The organism is Bacillus sp. 1A (genome assembly GCF_052682215.1).
Map to the genome: position 1 here is coordinate 1,933,634 of NZ_JBQYLZ010000001.1, position 17,889 is coordinate 1,951,522.

17 protein-coding genes are annotated in these 17,889 nt (G+C 37.6%); 13 read left to right on the forward strand and 4 right to left on the reverse strand.

All coding sequences use genetic code 11. From position 1 onward, the window contains the following. Nucleotides 1–496 precede the first annotated feature (496 nt). Nucleotides 497–1,099, reverse strand: coding sequence for a 30S ribosomal protein S4 (gene rpsD, locus ACUN0F_RS09740; RefSeq protein ID WP_000135322.1), 603 nt, complete (start codon nt 1,097–1,099; stop codon nt 497–499). A 400-nt stretch (nt 1,100–1,499) separates the two neighbouring features. Between rpsD and megL the strand changes: the two genes are divergently transcribed. After that, nucleotides 1,500–2,675: a methionine gamma-lyase gene (gene megL / locus ACUN0F_RS09745; RefSeq protein ID WP_264462128.1), complete on the forward strand. Its 1,176-nt coding sequence runs from the start codon at nt 1,500–1,502 to the stop codon at nt 2,673–2,675. Between the two features lie 63 nt (nt 2,676–2,738). Here the strand turns inward: megL and ACUN0F_RS09750 are convergent, their stop codons facing one another. After that, on the reverse strand, nt 2,739–3,218 hold the full coding sequence (locus ACUN0F_RS09750; protein ID WP_000494321.1) for a GAF domain-containing protein: 480 nt from the start codon (nt 3,216–3,218) through the stop codon (nt 2,739–2,741). 147 nt (nt 3,219–3,365) lie between these two features. Here ACUN0F_RS09750 and refZ point away from each other — a divergent pair, with 147 nt between their 5' ends. Further along, nucleotides 3,366–4,004, forward strand: a complete 639-nt coding sequence (gene refZ, locus ACUN0F_RS09755; RefSeq protein WP_264462127.1) for a forespore capture DNA-binding protein RefZ — start codon at nt 3,366–3,368, stop codon at nt 4,002–4,004. A gap of 11 nt (nt 4,005–4,015) precedes the next feature. On the opposite strand, the gene ACUN0F_RS09760 is transcribed toward refZ, so the two are convergent. Then, on the reverse strand, nt 4,016–4,960 hold the full coding sequence (locus ACUN0F_RS09760; RefSeq protein ID WP_264462126.1) for a DMT family transporter: 945 nt from the start codon (nt 4,958–4,960) through the stop codon (nt 4,016–4,018). Nucleotides 4,961–5,084: 124 nt separating this feature from the next. Between ACUN0F_RS09760 and ACUN0F_RS09765 the strand changes: the two genes are divergently transcribed. The 8 genes from ACUN0F_RS09765 to ACUN0F_RS09800 all read left to right on the forward strand — a co-directional run bounded on the left by ACUN0F_RS09765 (nt 5,085) and on the right by ACUN0F_RS09800 (nt 14,823). Continuing rightward, nucleotides 5,085–5,927, forward strand: a complete 843-nt coding sequence (locus ACUN0F_RS09765) for a LysR family transcriptional regulator (RefSeq protein ID WP_046956203.1) — start codon at nt 5,085–5,087, stop codon at nt 5,925–5,927. A 207-nt stretch (nt 5,928–6,134) separates the two neighbouring features. After that, entirely contained in the window at nt 6,135–7,847 is a 1,713-nt protein-coding gene (gene ezrA / locus ACUN0F_RS09770; RefSeq protein WP_075313138.1) for a septation ring formation regulator EzrA, read from the forward strand. Nucleotides 7,848–8,227: 380 nt separating this feature from the next. Next, nucleotides 8,228–9,370 (forward strand): cysteine desulfurase family protein, encoded by a 1,143-nt coding sequence (locus ACUN0F_RS09775; RefSeq protein WP_000638957.1) that lies wholly within the window; start codon nt 8,228–8,230, stop codon nt 9,368–9,370. Between the two features lie 6 nt (nt 9,371–9,376). Further along, complete coding sequence (gene thiI, locus ACUN0F_RS09780; protein WP_264462125.1) at nt 9,377–10,591, forward strand: tRNA uracil 4-sulfurtransferase ThiI; 1,215 nt, start codon at nt 9,377–9,379, stop codon at nt 10,589–10,591. An 80-nt stretch (nt 10,592–10,671) separates the two neighbouring features. After that, complete coding sequence (locus ACUN0F_RS09785) at nt 10,672–10,869, forward strand: alpha/beta-type small acid-soluble spore protein (protein WP_000124489.1); 198 nt, start codon at nt 10,672–10,674, stop codon at nt 10,867–10,869. Between the two features lie 176 nt (nt 10,870–11,045). Continuing rightward, the gene (gene mbcS, locus ACUN0F_RS09790) at nt 11,046–12,632 is read left to right on the forward strand and encodes an acyl-CoA synthetase MbcS (protein ID WP_137051920.1); all 1,587 of its coding nucleotides are present in this window, start codon (nt 11,046–11,048) and stop codon (nt 12,630–12,632) included. Between the two features lie 102 nt (nt 12,633–12,734). Beyond that, a complete protein-coding gene (locus ACUN0F_RS09795; protein WP_046956207.1) occupies nt 12,735–13,166 on the forward strand; it encodes a VOC family protein in 432 nt (143 codons plus the stop codon). An 88-nt stretch (nt 13,167–13,254) separates the two neighbouring features. Then, nucleotides 13,255–14,823 carry an amidohydrolase gene (locus ACUN0F_RS09800; protein WP_264462123.1) on the forward strand — a complete coding sequence of 523 codons (1,569 nt, stop codon included), beginning with the start codon at nt 13,255–13,257 and terminating at the stop codon, nt 14,821–14,823. Between the two features lie 273 nt (nt 14,824–15,096). Here ACUN0F_RS09800 and ACUN0F_RS09805 read toward each other — a convergent pair whose 3' ends face one another. Then, the gene (locus ACUN0F_RS09805; protein ID WP_000785181.1) at nt 15,097–15,900 is read right to left on the reverse strand and encodes an NAD kinase; all 804 of its coding nucleotides are present in this window, start codon (nt 15,898–15,900) and stop codon (nt 15,097–15,099) included. A 204-nt stretch (nt 15,901–16,104) separates the two neighbouring features. On the opposite strand from ACUN0F_RS09805, the gene ACUN0F_RS09810 reads away from it, so the two are divergent. From ACUN0F_RS09810 to tpx, 3 genes are all read left to right on the forward strand, one after another. Continuing rightward, nucleotides 16,105–16,743, forward strand: a complete 639-nt coding sequence (locus tag ACUN0F_RS09810; RefSeq protein ID WP_060486562.1) for a DUF2953 domain-containing protein — start codon at nt 16,105–16,107, stop codon at nt 16,741–16,743. A 12-nt stretch (nt 16,744–16,755) separates the two neighbouring features. Then, nucleotides 16,756–17,151 (forward strand): GerW family sporulation protein, encoded by a 396-nt coding sequence (gene ytfJ, locus ACUN0F_RS09815; RefSeq protein WP_000350005.1) that lies wholly within the window; start codon nt 16,756–16,758, stop codon nt 17,149–17,151. A gap of 134 nt (nt 17,152–17,285) precedes the next feature. Continuing rightward, the gene (gene tpx / locus ACUN0F_RS09820) at nt 17,286–17,786 is read left to right on the forward strand and encodes a thiol peroxidase (protein WP_000024522.1); all 501 of its coding nucleotides are present in this window, start codon (nt 17,286–17,288) and stop codon (nt 17,784–17,786) included. Nucleotides 17,787–17,889: the final 103 nt, after the last annotated feature.

Below are 17,889 nucleotides of genomic sequence, written 5' to 3' on the forward strand. Positions count from 1 at the left end.
CTTTCCCTCCCCTTACAAGAAAATAATACCAATTTAAGGAAGTGTATGTAAATGGAAAATTCTAATAATTCCATGACCAAAGAGGTACTTGTTTATTAAGTTTTTTACTTATTCAGTTGCTTCTGGTTATGAGGAGGTTTTTAAGGTTGAATGTAAATAGAAAAAGGGAAGGTATAGATTATATACAAATAAATACGTTGTAAAAATCATGTTAACGAAAGGAGAGTATAGCAAAGAAAAATGAGTTATGGGGGAGAATATAGTATTTTTAAGTGTTAGAAGAAGGGGGAGGTTTTTATTAATGTGGATAAAAAATGGATGAAATTCTAGGGAGAGGGTTAAGCTTTATTAACTATAGACTTGCAGTTCTTTTTTATTTTGTTAAATTGGTCTGTTTCTATACATATAATCGGCTATATTCAATAAAAAAAGCCCAGGCCCCTTGATAAACAAGGTTTCTAAGGCTTTTAATACGACTCTTTGCAGAGTACCGAGATTAACGAGAGTAGAACTCTACGATTAATGCTTCGTTGATTTCAGCTGCTAACTCAGAACGCTCAGCGTGACGAGTGTAAGTAGCTTCTAATTTATCAGCATCGAAAGTTAAGTATTCTGGTACGAAGTTGTTAACTTCGATCGCTTCTTTAACAACAACAAGGCTGTTAGATTTTTCGCGAACGCTGATAGTTTGACCAGGTTTAACGCGGTAAGATGGGATATCTACGCGAGATCCATCAACCGTGATGTGACCGTGGTTTACTAATTGGCGAGCTGCACGACGAGTGCGAGCTAAGCCCATACGGTAAACTAAGTTGTCAAGACGAGCTTCAAGAAGGATCATGAAGTTTTCGCCGTGCTTACCAGGCATTTTACCTGCTTGGTCAAATGTGCGACGGAATTGACGCTCAGTCATGCCGTACATGTGACGAAGTTTTTGTTTCTCTTGTAATTGTAAACCGTATTCTGAAAGTTTCTTACGTTGGTTAGGACCGTGAGGACCTGGTGCGTAAGGGCGTTTTTCTAATTCTTTTCCTGTGCCGCTTAGAGAGATTCCAAGACGACGAGACAGTTTCCAAGCTGGACCTGTATAACGAGCCATAGTTGACTCCTCCTTTAAAAATGTTTTTATTTACGTAAAATAAAAACAGACGTAATCGATATTTACGGGCATTTTGTTTTCATGTACCTTCGCTCCAGCAGCAGGGAGTTACGAGATACACCTCCGTAGAGGAACAAAATACAAACGATAAACTCACATTACAAGGCTGCCTTTTTATTTTACACAAACGCTATTATATCTTTTACCCAGAGTTTCGTCAAGCGACTCCCTTTTTGTTTTATGCATATAAATTTTGGAAATTAATATAAGAAGGAATTTAAAACAATATAAAAGAAGAGATAGAAACACAAATAAAACGCTTACATAAAATGTAGTAAAAACGTTCATCAGTTTTTACTGGTGAATATGCGGCAATAAAAACATAAAAGGGGATGTTTTTATGAAAAAGAAGCATATGGAGACAGCGTTAATTCATCACGGGTATACATCTGAGGAACATAAAGGAAGTTTAACACCACCGTTATTTCAAACGTCTACATTTACATTTGAGACTGCGCAGCAAGGAGAGGCGAGTTTTGCGGGAGTGGATCCATCTTATATTTACTCAAGACTTGGAAATCCAACTGTAAAATTATTTGAAGAACGTATGGCGGTGTTAGAAGGAGGAGAAGAAGCACTTGCTTTCGGATCAGGAATGGCAGCTATTTCAGCAACGTTAATTGGCTTTCTAAAAGCTGGAGATCATATTATTTGTTCAAATGGATTATACGGGTGCACGTACGGTTTTTTAAAAGTGTTAGAAGAGAAATTTATGATTACGCATTCGTTTTGTGATATGGAGACAGAGGATGATGTCGAAAATAAAATCCGTCCAAATACAAAGGTTATTTTCGTTGAAACACCGATTAATCCAACGATGAAATTAATCGATTTAAAACAAGTTATTCGGGTTGCGAAGCGAAATGGCTTACTTGTCGTTGTTGATAATACATTCTGTTCACCGTATTTACAAAGACCGCTTGAGCTTGGGTGTGATGTGGTTGTTCATAGTGCGACAAAATATATTGGTGGTCATGGCGATGTTGTGGCGGGTGTAACGATTTGTAAAACGAAAGCATTAGCTGAAAAAATTCGCCCGATGCGAAAAGATATCGGCGGTATTATGGCGCCGTTTGATGCGTGGTTATTGTTACGTGGATTAAAGACGTTAGCGGTAAGGATGGACCGTCATTGTGATAATGCAGAAAAAATTGTATCGTTCCTGAAAAATCATGATGCGGTAGAAGGTGTTTGGTATCCAGAAGGAGAGTTAGCATCTCGCCAAATGAAACGGGGCGGTGGTGTGATTTCTTTTTCAATTAAAGGCGGAAAAGAAGAGACGCAAGCGTTTATCAATGACCTTCACTTTATTACAATTGCGGTAAGTTTAGGAGATACAGAAACGTTAATTCAGCATCCGGCAACGATGACGCACGCTGCGATTCCAGCTGAGCTAAGACAAGAAATGGGTATTTACGATAATTTAATACGTTTATCTGTCGGTTTAGAATCATGGAAGGATATCGTTTCTGATTTAGAGCAGGCATTAAAGAAAATATCCACTGTTAATCAATAAAAAAAGAGTGAGCTATCGGTTTTGTACGGGATGTACTAAATCGATAACTCGCTCTTTTTCTTGTTACATATGTTTTAGGAGTGTTTCCACAAACTTTTCTAAATAGCGCTGATCTATTTCGTCAAAACGATTTTTTTCAGGGCTATCGATATCAAGTACACCGATGACAGTTTCTTCTTTCACGATTGGTACGACGATTTCTGAATTCGAAGCACTATCGCAAGCGATATGTCCTGGGAATTGGTGAACGTCTGCTACAAGCTGCGTTGTTTTCGTTTCAGCTGCAACGCCGCAAACGCCTCGTCCAAATGGAATGCGCACGCAAGCAGGCATTCCTTGGAAAGGTCCAAGAACAAGCTGATTTCCTTCTGTTACATAAAAGCCAACCCAATTCACACGATCTAAAAATTGATTTAATAATGCGGACGCATTTGATAAGTTTGCGACTACGTTTGATTCGCCAGTTAATAATGCATCCAGTTGTTTAATTACTGTCTCGTATTGCTCTTCACGAGAACCTGCATAACTTTCTTTAGTAAACATGGAAACAACTCCCTTTTTATCGAGATGTGTAAAATATTAGCAAAATACGATGTATTTCACATGACTTTGTCGATAGAAAATTAAAGGAATTTGTCTTAAAAGTCAAGAAATTTAAACTATAGCTGTTCAGTGAGAGGAAGTGAGCGCATGAAACAGACGAAACAAAAAGTAATTGATGCGGCAATATCGTTGTTTAACACGAAAGGTTATGATGGAACGTCGGTGCGAGAAATTGCAAAGCGAGCGGATGTGAATGTAGCGAATATTTCATATTATTTTGCTGGAAAGCAAGGTTTATTAGAACAGCTTATTACTGACTTTTTAGAAGGATATATTCATGTGATTGAAATGTCGTTCGAACAGAGAGAATATTTGTCGGCTAAAGATGTGATGGTGCAAATGGTGCGCGGGATTTTACGATATCAATTTGAAAATAGGGAACTGACACGTTTCTTCTATCGAGAGCTTTCACTTGATACGACATTAATTCGCGAAGTGATGACCATTTACTTTTCTAAAGAAAGATATTATATAGAGCAAATGATTAGACAGGGACAAATGAAGCAAGAGTTTAAAAAGGTATCTTTTACAATGTTTATGACGCAATTAAAAGGCATGATGAATATGCCGTTTTTATATCCACAATATATATCAGAAGTGCTGCATTCTTTTCCGTCTGAGACATTTTTCATAGAAATGTACACGAAAGAAATTGAACAATGGATGGAGCAAGCATTATGTATAACGAATATGTACTATGAATTGCCAAGAGCTGTTCATATGTGAAAAATCCCCACCTAACGAACTGAGGTGGGGATTTTTGTGCTTTCTTTCCTTTGCCATACATTGTTGCATAATAGCGCGATAATTGTTAATGAGGCTCCGGCAATTTCAATTTTGTCGACTGTATAACCTCGAAAGATGGAACCGATAAGTGCAAGTACAGGAACTAAATTCATAAATAATATGCCGTTAATAGATGAAATATAGCGATTTCCCGTGTTCCAGCAAAATACAGCGATAACACCTGCAATAATTGACATATAAAGGAGTTCAAAACGAACGCTCATAATGGTACGTAGTGACGGTACAGTAACGATGTTTGTGTAAGTGAAAAAAGTGACAATAACGATGAGTGAAATTGAGCCGAATAAACAAGTTAATGTCGTATACCTGAGTGGTGACCAAGATTGAAAACGAGCACCGCCGTTCGTATAAATGACCCAGCAAGTAACGCCGCATAGCATAAGTATATTTGTTGAGAGATGACTGGCAGCTCCAAATAATAAGTGAATATTTCCTTTTGAAATGACAAGTATCACACCGAGCAAGGCAACGAACATACAAAGGAATGTGTAGTTTTGTGGGCGTTTATTTTTTGTTATCCACTGCAATAATAAAGCGATGAGCGGCATAAGAGACTGAATCATCGCAGCATGAATGGCCCCAGAAGGCCCGGCAAGTTGTTGGCCGTAAAAAATGAGAAAACCATATCCAGCGAAGCCGACAGTTCCGTAAAAGAATAAAGAAAGTGTTCTTTTTTCTAAGCGGAGTGAAGCTTTTCCTTCAGTAATGAATAGCAAAATAAGAAAAATAATAGCTGCTGATCCGTACCGGATTGTTGTGAAGAAGAATGGATCGATAAACTGCAGGGCATTTGCCATGACAGGAAACATAAATCCCCAAGCAGTTACGGCAAGTAAGCATAGGAGGGATCCGAGTAGCATTTGTTTTTTGTCCAAGAGTATCTTTCCCCTTTACATTTCGTTATAGTAAGTTGATGAAATAAGTATAAAGAGTAATTTTTTATAGAAGGAAATATCGATTTTTTATGACAGTTATAACTTTTTGTTAGAGGTGTGTACGATGGATTTAGAAGCAGTACGATCGTTTATTGAAGTAAAGAATACGCGAAGTTTATCAAAGGCGAGTAAGCTTTTACATATTTCTCAACCGGCGCTTAGTAAACAAATTCAAAGGTTAGAAGCGGATTTAGAGGTTACTTTACTGAAGCGTTCCGCGCAAGGGGTGGAGTTAACAGAGGCTGGAGAGTTATTTATAACAAGAATGTTACCGATTTTGGAACACATATATGAAGTGAAAGCCGAAATGAAGAATTTTCAAGAGAAGCAGAAAATTTCTATAGGCATATTGCCAAGTTTAGCAGCGCATTATATATCAAAATGTAAGGATGTATTAGGTGACGGATTCGAAGTAGAATGGAAAATTGAGCATACGAAAGTACTAATGGGACTCTTTAAAGAGCGGAAGATTGAAGCGATGTTCGTCGATTCAGTAGTAGAAGACGTTACGTGTGTAAAAGAAGTGCGAGAAGAAAAAGTTGTTTGTGTCGTTTCAAATGATCATCTTTATAAAGAGAAAACAGTAATTCGAATGGAAGATTTGCAAAATGAAAAGTTAATCGTATATCCAGAAATTTGTGATGTAAGAAAAATGATTACGAATATGTTTCATGGGATAGGTGCAAAACCAATCATTGCATTTGAAACTTCTTATGCAGAACCGATGCTTGCGATGGTCGGTGCCGGACTTGGTATTACGTTACTTCCAGAAATGTTAGTAGAGCAAGCGGTAAAGCAAGGAAATGTGCATGCGATTTCTATTGAGCCACCACTTGTGCGCAAAATTTATTTCGCATCTCATATGGAAGAGTACCTATTATTACAATCATTTGACGATGAGAGGTAATCCAAACGGAATATTGAGAAAGATTACAATTGCATTGAAAGAAACATGAAATTTTAAAAAAAACTAGGTCAAAAACACGCCATTACATGGTATGATTAGTACATTGTTAGTTGTTAAATATAGGGGAATTCCCTTTTTATACATAATGCCTTCCATTTCATAAACGGAACGGACTAAAAAAGAGATATAACTAGGAGGCTTTTTTGCATGGATTCTATCCTGACGATCGTTATCATTGTAGTAAGCTCTATTCTAGTGCTGCTCATGATAGAGCTTGTGATAAGAAATCGTTCATATAAAGATATTGAAGCACTGGAGCAGTGGAAACAAGAGATAAAAGATAAGCCTGTGGCAGATGAACTAAAACGGGTGAAAGACTTAAATATGACAGGTCAAACAGAAGAACTGTTTGGTAAATGGCGTGAAGAATGGGATGAGATTGTATCAACAACCCTTCCGAAAGCAGACAAAGATTTAGCGCAAGCGCGAAAATTCGCCTCGCAATTCTCCTTCCGAAAAGCAAAGCATGCGATGAATGAATCCATAAGTGGTTTAGATGACGCTGATAATCGTATTACAGACATTTTAAATGAATTACAGCAATTGTTAGAAAGCCATGAAAAAAATAGCTCGGAAATTGAAGGATTACGTGATACATATCGTAGTATGAAGAAGAGTGTTCTTGCTCATAGACATATGTATGGAGCAGCAGAACAGAAAATCGAAGAAATGCTAGACGCTGAATCTAATAAGTTTAAAAGCTTTGAAGAGGCAACAGATAACGGCGACTATTTAAAAGCGAGAGAAATTGTTATTAGTTTGGAAGAAGGTTTGGCAAACTTAGAAATCATTATTCACCAAATTCCAGATTTATTGGTAGAGTGTCAAGCGACGTTACCAGTTCAGCTGGAAGATTTATTACACGGACATAATGATATGGTAAGACAAGGTTATGTATTAGAGTATTTGGAAGTCCCTAAAGAAGTTCGTGATATGACGACACAACTACAAACATGTTTAATGGATATACAAGAGCTTCATATAACGGAAGCAGCTGAAAAAGTAGAAAACTTAAAAACACGTTTAGATGGCTTCTATGATCAACTGGAACAAGAAGTACATGCGAGACATTATGTGGAGCAAAAAACACTTTCTGTTTATGAAGACTTAGAAGAAATCCGCACTGAAACGATCGAAACAAAAGCAGAAACACAACTTGTGAAACAAAGTTATCAGTTACAAGATAAGGACATTGAGTCTCAAAAAGTCATTGAAAAGCAAATGCACATTTTAACGAAACGTTTTGAAATGCTGCAATTACGCGTTGCGGAACAAGATATTGCCTTTTCTATTATTCGTGAGGAACTAGAAGAGGTTTATGAGCAATGTGAAACGTTAAAAGTACTTCATGCAGAATATAAAGAAATGCTGCAAACGATGCGTAAAGAAGAATTTGAAGCGCGTGAGAAGTTACAAGAAATGCGAAATATCATTTTTGAAACGAAACGTTTTATGCAAAAGTCGAATTTGCCAGGTCTTCCAGAAAGCATTATGGAAGATTTACAAAGAGGACAAATGGCAATGCAAGCTGTATATGAACAGTTAGAAGTGAAACCGTTAAATATGAACGCTGTAAATAGCAGTTTAGAAGAAGCGTACACAACTGTTAATGGTGTAGCTGAAATGACAGAAGAGTTAATTGGACAAGCGTATTTAGTTGAAAAATTAATTCAATACGGTAATCGTTACCGCAGTCATGATGAGAACCTTGCAGAGAGCTTAAATTATGCGGAGAAATTATTCCGTGAATATCAATACGATGCAGCTTTAGAACAAGCGGCTTCTGTACTAGAGCAACTTGAACCTGGCGTTGTTCAAAAAATAGCTGAATATGTAGACAATGAACAAACCCTTTCATAAGGGTTTGTTTTTTTGTGTAATTTTGGGGACGATGTTGCTATAATGAATAGCGGAATACAGTAAGGTTATTCGTTTTAAAATATAGTGAAACTGTAGTCAGTAGGGTCATCCTCGCTAATTATCGGCCTTCACAATCGGGATAAAGTGAAACTTTAATCAGTGGGGGTTTTCTTCATCCCCCACTGATTATTAGTTGAACCAATCGGACTTTTATGGGCAGTTGATCCCCCACCTAGATTCTTTGCTTTCGCTAAATTTTGAGGTGGGGGTCTTACTGCCCGTTAAAGCGGGATAAAATGGAACCTTTGAGTAGTCTTAGCGTAATTACACGTATTTGTGATATGATTATATGATGTGATAGCGCTGAAAGGGGAAGAACGATGATCTATTTTGATAATAGTGCGACGACGAAGCCATATCCAGAAGCCCTTCAATCGTACGTAACGGTTGCTGGAAAATATTTTGGAAACCCTTCTTCTATTCATTCGCTTGGGGGAGAGGCAGAGCGTCTATTAACACAATCAAGAACGATTGCAGCGCAGCTTCTTCACGTTAAACCTTCTGAGATTATTTTCACATCAGGTGGAACGGAAGGGAATAACCTTGCGATTAAAGGAATAGCGATGAGGAATCGTTCGCGCGGTAAACATATCATTACAACAAATATTGAACACGCGTCTGTGTTTGAAGCATATAAACAATTAGAAGATCTCGGTTTTGATGTAACATATTTACCGGTTAATGAGCATGGTGTCGTATCGGTAGAGGATGTAAAACGAGCACTTCGTGAAGATACGATTCTTGTGTCAATTATTCACGTGAACAACGAGACTGGAGCAATTCAGCCTGTTGCTGAAATTGGAACGTTATTATCGAACTATCCGAAAATAAGATTCCATGTGGACCATGTGCAAGGGATAGGAAAAGTACCGCTTGATTTATATGCTTCTCATATTGATCTTTGCTCAATATCTGGACATAAATTCCACAGTGTAAAAGGAACGGGTCTACTTTATGTGCGTGATGGCGTAAGGTTAGATCCAATTTTATCAGGTGGTCAACAAGAGCTTAAGTATCGCTCTGGTACAGAAAACTTACCTGGCATTGTAGCGATGGTGAAAGCACTTCGCATGACAATGGAACAAGTGAAAGAAAAGATAGCTCATTTGCACAATTTACAAACAGAGCTTGTCCGTTTCTTGAAAGAGATGGAAGATGTAACGATTAATACGTCGCTTGCATATGCAGCACCGCACATTTTAAATGTGTCATTTGTTGGTTTAAAACCGGAAGTGGTCGTTCATGCTTTAGAAGAGCACGGTGTATATGTATCGACGAAGTCTGCTTGTTCTTCAAAAGCAAATGAAGTGAGCAGAGTGTTAGTGGCAATGGGAGTACCCCATGCCGCTGCTGCAAGTGCTATTCGCATTAGTTTGGCACCAGAAAACACGATGGAAGAAGTAAAACAATTTGAAGGTATTGTGAAAGAGACGATGCCAAAATTATATGAAGTGATGAGGTAAAGGAATATGATGACATATGAATATATTTTAGTTCGTTATGGAGAGATGACGACTAAAGGTAAAAACCGCTCTAAATTTGTAAGCACATTGAAAGATAACGTAAAGTTCAAACTGAAAAAGTTCCCAAATATTAAAATCGATGCAACGCATGACCGTATGTACATTCAATTAAATGGGGAAGACCATGAAGCAATTTCTGAAAGATTGAAAGATGTATTCGGTATTCATAAGTTTAACTTAGCGATGAAAGTACCATCAGAATTAGAAGATATTAAAAAGGGTGCATTAGCAGCTTTCTTACAAGTAAAAGATGATGTGAAAACATTTAAAATTACAGTGCACCGTTCTGATAAGCGCTTCCCAATGAAGACGATGGAGTTACTTCCAGAAATCGGTGGACACATTTTAGAAAATACAGAGGATATCACAGTAGATGTTCATAATCCAGATGTGAATGTACGTATAGAAATTCGCAGTGGTTACAGCTATATTATGTGTGGTGAGCATATGGGAGCTGGTGGTTTACCAGTTGGCGTTGGCGGAAAAGTAATGGTACTTCTTTCTGGTGGTATCGATAGCCCAGTAGCAACGTACTTAACGATGAAACGCGGCGTGTCTGTGGAAGCAGTTCATTTCCATAGCCCACCTTTCACAAGCGAGCGTGCAAAACAAAAAGTAATCGATTTAGCACAAGAGTTAACGAAGTACTGTAAACGTGTAACGCTTCACCTTGTTCCATTTACAGAAGTGCAAAAAACGATTAATAAAGAAATTCCATCTAGCTATTCAATGACAGTTATGCGCCGTATGATGATGCGTATTACAGAGCGTATCGCAGAGGAGCGTAATGCACTTGCAATCACGACTGGTGAAAGTCTTGGACAAGTAGCAAGCCAAACATTAGACAGTATGCATACAATTAACGAAGTAACAAACTATCCGGTTATTCGTCCACTTATTACGATGGATAAATTAGAAATTATTAAAATCGCTGGAGAAATTGGCACATATGATATTTCAATTCGTCCGTACGAAGATTGCTGTACAGTATTCACACCAGCAAGCCCAGCGACGAAGCCGAAGCGTGAAAAAGCGAATCGTTTTGAAGCGAAATACGATTTCACACCATTAATCGATGAAGCTGTAGCGAACAAAGAAACAATGGTATTACAAACGGTAGAAGTAGTGGCGGAAGAAGAAAAATTCGAAGAACTTTTCTAAAACCATAAATTACCATATCTAAAACGTGTATGAAGTCATGTTATTTATCACACTCTATACTCACAAGGAGGTGATATAACATGGCACGTAGCACAAATAAATTAGCGGTTCCTGGTGCTGAATCAGCATTAGACCAAATGAAATACGAAATCGCTCAAGAGTTTGGTGTTCAACTTGGAGCAGATGCAACAGCTCGCGCTAACGGTTCTGTTGGTGGCGAAATTACTAAACGTCTAGTTTCACTAGCTGAGCAACAATTAGGCGGTTACCAAAAATAATCCCATATAAGATGGCTTAGAAAGAGCGGGTTTTCCCGCTCTTTCTTTTTGTTGTTTGCACCGTTATACATTCATTTCGACATAGATATAAAAAATTTGTCAAAAGAAGAGGGTTCAAAATTAACTGAAAATTCTTTATTATATAAGGGAGGCATAGAAATGGAGGAGGATATTGTATGAAGAGAGAAGAATTGTTGGCGCCGCCGTCTTATAATTTAGTTTCTGAAATAGAGAAATATACAAGTGATAAAGAGAAGCTTGCTTTAATTTGGCAAGATGATAAAGGAAATAGACGAGAAGTTACATACGCTGAGTTAATGAAAGGTGCGAATAAAATTGGAAACGCTTTTATAAAGAGTGGTCTGCAAAAAGGGGACAAGCTCCTCATTATGATGCCACGTTTAATTGAAGCGTACATGACGTATATCGCTGCGATTAAAGCAGGATTTGTCGTAATTCCGAGTTCGGAAATGTTGCGCAAAAAGGATATAGAATATCGTATTGGGCACGGGGAAGTAAAAGCAATCGTAAGTTATGAGCCGTACATTGGGCAGTTTGATGATATAGAAGCGATGGAATCTCTTCAAAAATTCGTTCTGAGCGAGCAGTCAGTAGATGGATGGATTAATTTAAAAACAGCGTTAGAAACAGAAAGTGACCTGTTAGAAATGGCGAAGACAGATAAAGAAGATATGGTCTTTTTATCTTACACGTCAGGGACGACAGGAAATCCAAAAGGTGTTGTTCATACGCATGCATGGGCATATGCTCATTTACGTACGAGCGCTCCAAACTGGCTCGGAATTGAAGAGAATGATGTTGTGTGGGCGACAGCTAGTCCAGGTTGGCAAAAGTGGATTTGGAGCCCGTTTGTAGCAACTCTCGGTTCAGGTGCAACAGGATTTGTATACCACGGTAAGTTTGAACCGAAAACGTATTTAAACTTATTAGGTGATAATAAGGTGAATGTGCTTTGTTGTACGCCGACTGAGTATAGATTAATGGCAAAAGTAGAAGACTTAAGTGAGTACAATTTAGAAGCGTTACATAGCGCTGTATCCGCAGGTGAGCCGTTAAATAGAGAAGTCATTGAAACGTTCCAAAAGCACTTTAATATTACAGTAAGAGACGGCTATGGGCAAACGGAAAACACATTACTTGTTGGTGTAATGAAAGGAATGGATATTAGACCAGGATCAATGGGAAAACCAACGCCAGGCAACCACGTTGATATTGTAGATGAGGAAGGTATTCCGGTAAAGGTAGGAGAAGTTGGTGATATTGCAGTTCACATTGAAACACCAGCCCTCTTTAAACAATATTATAAAGACGGTGAGCGCACAGCGATGCAATTCCGCGGTGATTATTATATTACCGGTGATAAAGCGAAGAAAGATGAAGAAGGCTATTTCTGGTTTGAAGGGCGCGGTGATGATATTATTATTAGCTCTGGTTATACAATTGGGCCGTTTGAAGTAGAAGATGCGCTCGTAAAACATCCTTATGTAAGAGAGTGTGCGGTTGTCGCAAGCCCTGATGAAATTCGCGGAAGTGTCGTGAAGGCATTTATCGTATTAAGAGAGAATATAGACAAGAACGAAGAAACATTAATTCCAGTACTCCAACAACACGTCAAAGAACTCACTGCACCATATAAATACCCTCGCAAAATTGAATTTGTAGATGAACTACCAAAAACGATTTCCGGAAAAATTCGCCGTATTGAACTTAGAAAACAAGAGATGGAGATTCCGTCAAAATAATTTTGAAAACAGTGAAGGAAATAGTTGAATGAAATGTCAAACAATGATAAAATAAAAACGAACACAAGTTCGATTTTATAAACTTAAAAAAGAGGTGTCCGTATGATTTTAGGTATTAATCCGTACTTAGTTTTAGATGGTAGTGGGCAAGAGGCTGTACAGTTTTATAAAGAGGCGTTAGACGCAAAAGTAGAAGTCATGCAAACTTTTGGTGACATGCCTGAAAATCCAGAATACCCGATTCCAGCTGAAGCAAAAGAGCGCGTTTTACATGCTACTTTAAAAGTTGGTAATACGGACCTTATGATTTCTGATACATTCCCAGGTCAAGGGCATGCAATCGGATCTCAAGTAACAATTGCAATTCAAATTAGTAATGCAGAAAAAGCGAAAGAAGTATTCGAAAAGTTACAAGAAGGTGGAGAAGTTATTATGCCACTTCAAGAAACGTTCTGGAGCCCAGCATACGGACAACTAAAAGATAAATTTAGCATTGAATGGCAAATTACAACGTCTACTACTGAACAAAATTAATTTTTGGAAAAGCACCATTTTTAATCGAAATGGTGCTTTTTTTATACGCTCTAATTTCGTAGACTAAAGGGAAAAGGGGGATGAGCATATGGGAGAAATTTGGTATGGCGGCACCATTTACACGATGCGAGAAGAGAATGAAAAAGTAGAAGCTATTTATGTTGAAAAGGGCATAATCGTTGATGCCGGGAGTAAGGAAGAACTAGAAAGCAAATATTCAGACGTGAAGTTGTGCGACTTAAAAGGGAAAACGATGATTCCAGGTCTCGTTGATAGTCATATGCATCTTATTGGTCATGGAGAGAGATTACTCCGTTTAGATTTATCAAACTGTACATCTTATAGCGAAGTGCTGACTCTCGTGCGGGAGCGAGTGGAAGAAGCTCCAAAGGGCTCTTGGATTATTGGAGAAGGCTGGAATGAAAATAACTTTACAGATACAAAACAAGTTCACGTACGTGATTTAGATGAAATTTCTACAGAACATCCAATTTTATTAAAGCGGGTTTGTCGCCACGTTACATGGGTGAACTCATACATATTGCAAGAAGCGAACATAACAGAAATGACGCAAGACCCGAAAGGCGGGAAAATTGGCCGGGACGCATTGAATAATGTAACAGGGCTTTTATATGAACAAGGACAAGAACTAATAAAACATGTTCAGCCTGAAATTGATGAAGCCTACTTACAAAGAGCTCTGCAAACAGCGATTAAAGATTGCTGGCAATACGGACTCGTCGGTGGGCATACGGAAGATTTAAATTATTACGGTGGTTTTAGAAAAACGCATAATGCGTTTTCTCATGTTATAAAAGAAATGCCATTTAAAGCACATTTGCTCGTTCACCATGAAGTAGCACATGAACGAAAAGAATATGAAAATGAGCATTATATTGAATTTGGAGCGATGAAAATTTTTTCTGATGGCTCTTTTGGCGGAAGAACAGCTTTATTAAGTGAACCGTATGAAGATGTGCAGGAAACAAATGGAGTTGCAATCTTCTCACGTGAAGAGCTTGCGGAGTTAGTGAAAAAAGCACGTGATTTCCATATGCCAGTTGCGATTCATACAATCGGTGATTTATCGCTTGAATATGTCATTGATGCACTTGAATTATATCCACCAGCAGAAGGTTTTCGCGATCGTATTATTCATTGTCAGTTAGCTCGTGAAGAGTTGATTGAGAGAATGCAACACTTGCCGGCTATTATCGATATTCAGCCCGTCTTTGTGTCATCGGACTTCCCATCAGTCATTGAAAAACTAGGCGAGCATCGTCTTCGATATGCATATGCTTGGAAGACGTTACTGGAAGCGGGATTACACTGTAACGGTGGGTCTGACGCACCAATTGAACAAGTGAATCCATTTTTAGGCATATATAGCGCTGTTACACGCAGAAGTTTTATTGACGGTTTATGCTATATGCCAGAGGAAAGATTAACGGTATATGAGGCTGTCTCTTTATTTACGACAGGAAGTGCCTATGCAATTGGAAAAGAAGCGAAGAGAGGACAAATTACAAAAGGATATGAAGCGGACTTTACGATATTAGCCCGCAATATTTTTGAAATAGAAGCACAAGAAATAAAAGAATTACAAGCAGAAATGACTGTAATTGATGGGGAGATTGTTTATAGAAAAGATGTCTAAAAGTTTGAGGAAACGGCCTGAAAATACATTTTGGTGTTGCTTCCTCTTTTTAGATAGGTTGATGATATTGTTAATTTTTGTCGGTAAATTGATATATTCGAAAAATCGTTGATATATTTTGAGTTACGATAGATATATTTGAAAAATCGTTGATATAATTTCATATACTGTTGTCCTGTTCCAAAATATTTTGTGAAACAGCGTTAAGTTGCATGTGATAAATAAATAACCCTCGAATTATGGAAATCCCATAATTCGAGGGTTATTTGATTACTATAAAAACGTTCTCTGCACTTTTTCCCAGAAGGAATTGTTTTTCAATTTAACTGTTTTAATTTGTTTATCGCTTAAGCGTACAACAGCTTTTTCTACTTGCTTAATGCTAAGCGCTTCATTATCCAGACCGATAACAGGATAATCGTTACCGTCTGGTTTTAGTTTTAAAGTTAATGTACGTTCGTGATTTAAAATGAATGGTGAACCGAGCGTACGGTATGTGTTGTTATTTAATGATGCTAGTTCGCTTACTTGGAAGCACGGAATAAGTGGGTCAACAACCGCGCCATGTAATGATTTATTGTAAGCTGTACTTCCTGTTGGGGTAGAAACAACTAAACCGTCCCCTCTAAATGTTTCGAAATATAGATCATCAACGTGAACATCTACAACGAATGTTTTAATGATACTAGAACGTAATGAGAACTCATTTAAACAATAGAAAGATGTACTGTGATCTACATCTACCTGAATTGTTGGATATTTACGCACTTCAATTTCATTTTTTGTAATTTCTTGAAGGGCTGTATCAACGTGATCAATATGGAAATCGCAGTAGAAAGAAATCTCATCTTTCGTAGAAATCCCCGCGTATAAGCAATCTTCTCTAAAACCAGTTTTACGAACGGCTTGTAAGAAAGTTGCATCATCTCCAACACTGACGATAGCGTTTGCATTTTTTGGATGATCTAATATGGTAAATCCATTCTCTTCTAAAATACGATAGATTGGTTTCATTTTTTCAACGAGCGTTGCTTTGTCATCACCATAAAAGAAAAATAAATTGCGACGATCTGCCATTATGTATCCCTCCACTGCAGTTAAATTTTCTGTTCTTTGTGCTACATATCACCCAAATACATTTTTGAAGATATGTTCAAATAATATATTTCGATATAAAATGTCAAAATACCTTTTTATTTTTAGAAAAATTTTTATTTTCAATCTTACGAAACGCTGTTTAACGATGAATAAACTTGTCGATAATGGGTACGGAGTGAAAGGATGATACGTATGAAGTGGCTTGTAATTGGAATAATAATTCTTCTCCTTGTTATTTTGCTTATACTATTGTCGAAAATAAAGCTTAAAGTGACATTTTTATATTCAGAAATGGAAAAGCAATGTTTGTTTCAAGTGAAAATATGGATGATTCGATATACGTTTGATGTATTGGAAAGAATTGAAAAACAGCAGAAGAAAACAGGACAAAAAATTGAAAAAGCTGAAGAGGACGGCGGACTAGACAATAAAATTATGGCACAACTTGATAGCATTGGTGAACTGATAAAAAAGCTTCAAGAAGTTCATACTATCGTTAAAGATTTTCTCAAACGAGTGAAAATCAATGGTTGGAAATGGCATACGCAAATTGGAGCAGGCGACGCAGCTAGTACTGGAATTGTCACTGGATATGCATGGGGGACAAAAGGAATGGCTGCTGGAGTTGTGGGACAATATATGCATATTGTCGACGTACCAGAATTTGAAATCACCCCTGTTTTTCAAGGGAAAGGATTTGCATCAAGATGTGAGTTAACAGCATCTTTTCGTATATTTCGTGCTATAAAAACGGGTATAAAATTACTCACGTTTATGAGAAGACAAAGATCTGGTACGAATGAAAAATCAGTTCAAGCATAGGGGGGATATAAAGTGGACCATCCAATTCAAGGTTTAATGACAACCGCAATGCAGCATTTAAAACAAATGACTGATGTAAATACAATTGTTGGTGACCCAATTAAAGCGGCAGATGGAAGTGTAATTCTTACCGTTTCAAAAGTTAGTTTCGGATTCGCTGCTGGCGGAAGTGAATTTGGTAAAGTAGAACATTCAGGCCGTCATCCATTTGGCGGGGGAAGTGGTGGAGGAGTTTCTATTAATCCTGTTGCTTTTCTTGTAATAAATGGAGAAGGTGTAAAAGTGTTGCATTTAGATAAGCAAACACACGTCATCGATAAAATAATTGAATTAGCACCACAAGCTGTTGATAAAGTGAAGGAAATGATGGATAAACGAAAAGAAGACGATCCTGAATTTCAAATTTAATGAGTAAAGAAGCTAATCAATGGATTAGCTTCTTTAATTTTTTTGTAAATAAAGCGATTTTATTTGCATTATCGATAGGGACAAACTATCATTTACATTGTACATATTTTGTTTAAATAAGGGAGGATTTTCAAGTGGCAAACGTAACTTTTAAAGGTAACCCAATGACTTTAGTTGGAACAGAAGTTAAAGTTGGCGATCAAGCGCCAAAATTCCAAGTATTAGCAAATGACTTATCTCCAGTAAGTTTAGAAACATACAAAGGCGAAGTAAAATTAATTAGTGTTGTACCTTCAATCGATACAGGTGTGTGTGATGCACAAACACGTCGTTTTAACCAAGATGCAGCAGGTATTGAAAACGCGAAAGTATTAACAATTAGCGCTGACTTACCATTCGCTCAAAAACGCTGGTGTGCAGCAAACGGTTTAGAAAATGTTGTAACACTTTCTGACCACCGTGACCTTTCATTCGGTGAAGCTTACGGCTTAGTAATGAAAGAGCTTCGTTTACTTGCTCGTGCAGTATTCGTAGTAGATAGCAACGACAAAGTAGTTTACGCAGAATACGTAAGCGAAGGTACAAGCCATCCAAACTATGAAGCAGCATTAGAAGCAGCTAAAGCGGCAAAATAATGTGAAAGAAATGACCTCTTATAAAGAGGTCGTTTTTTCTCATGTATTGCTGCGTAATGGTACCAATATATGAGAAAAAACGTTATATCATATATAACTTAAA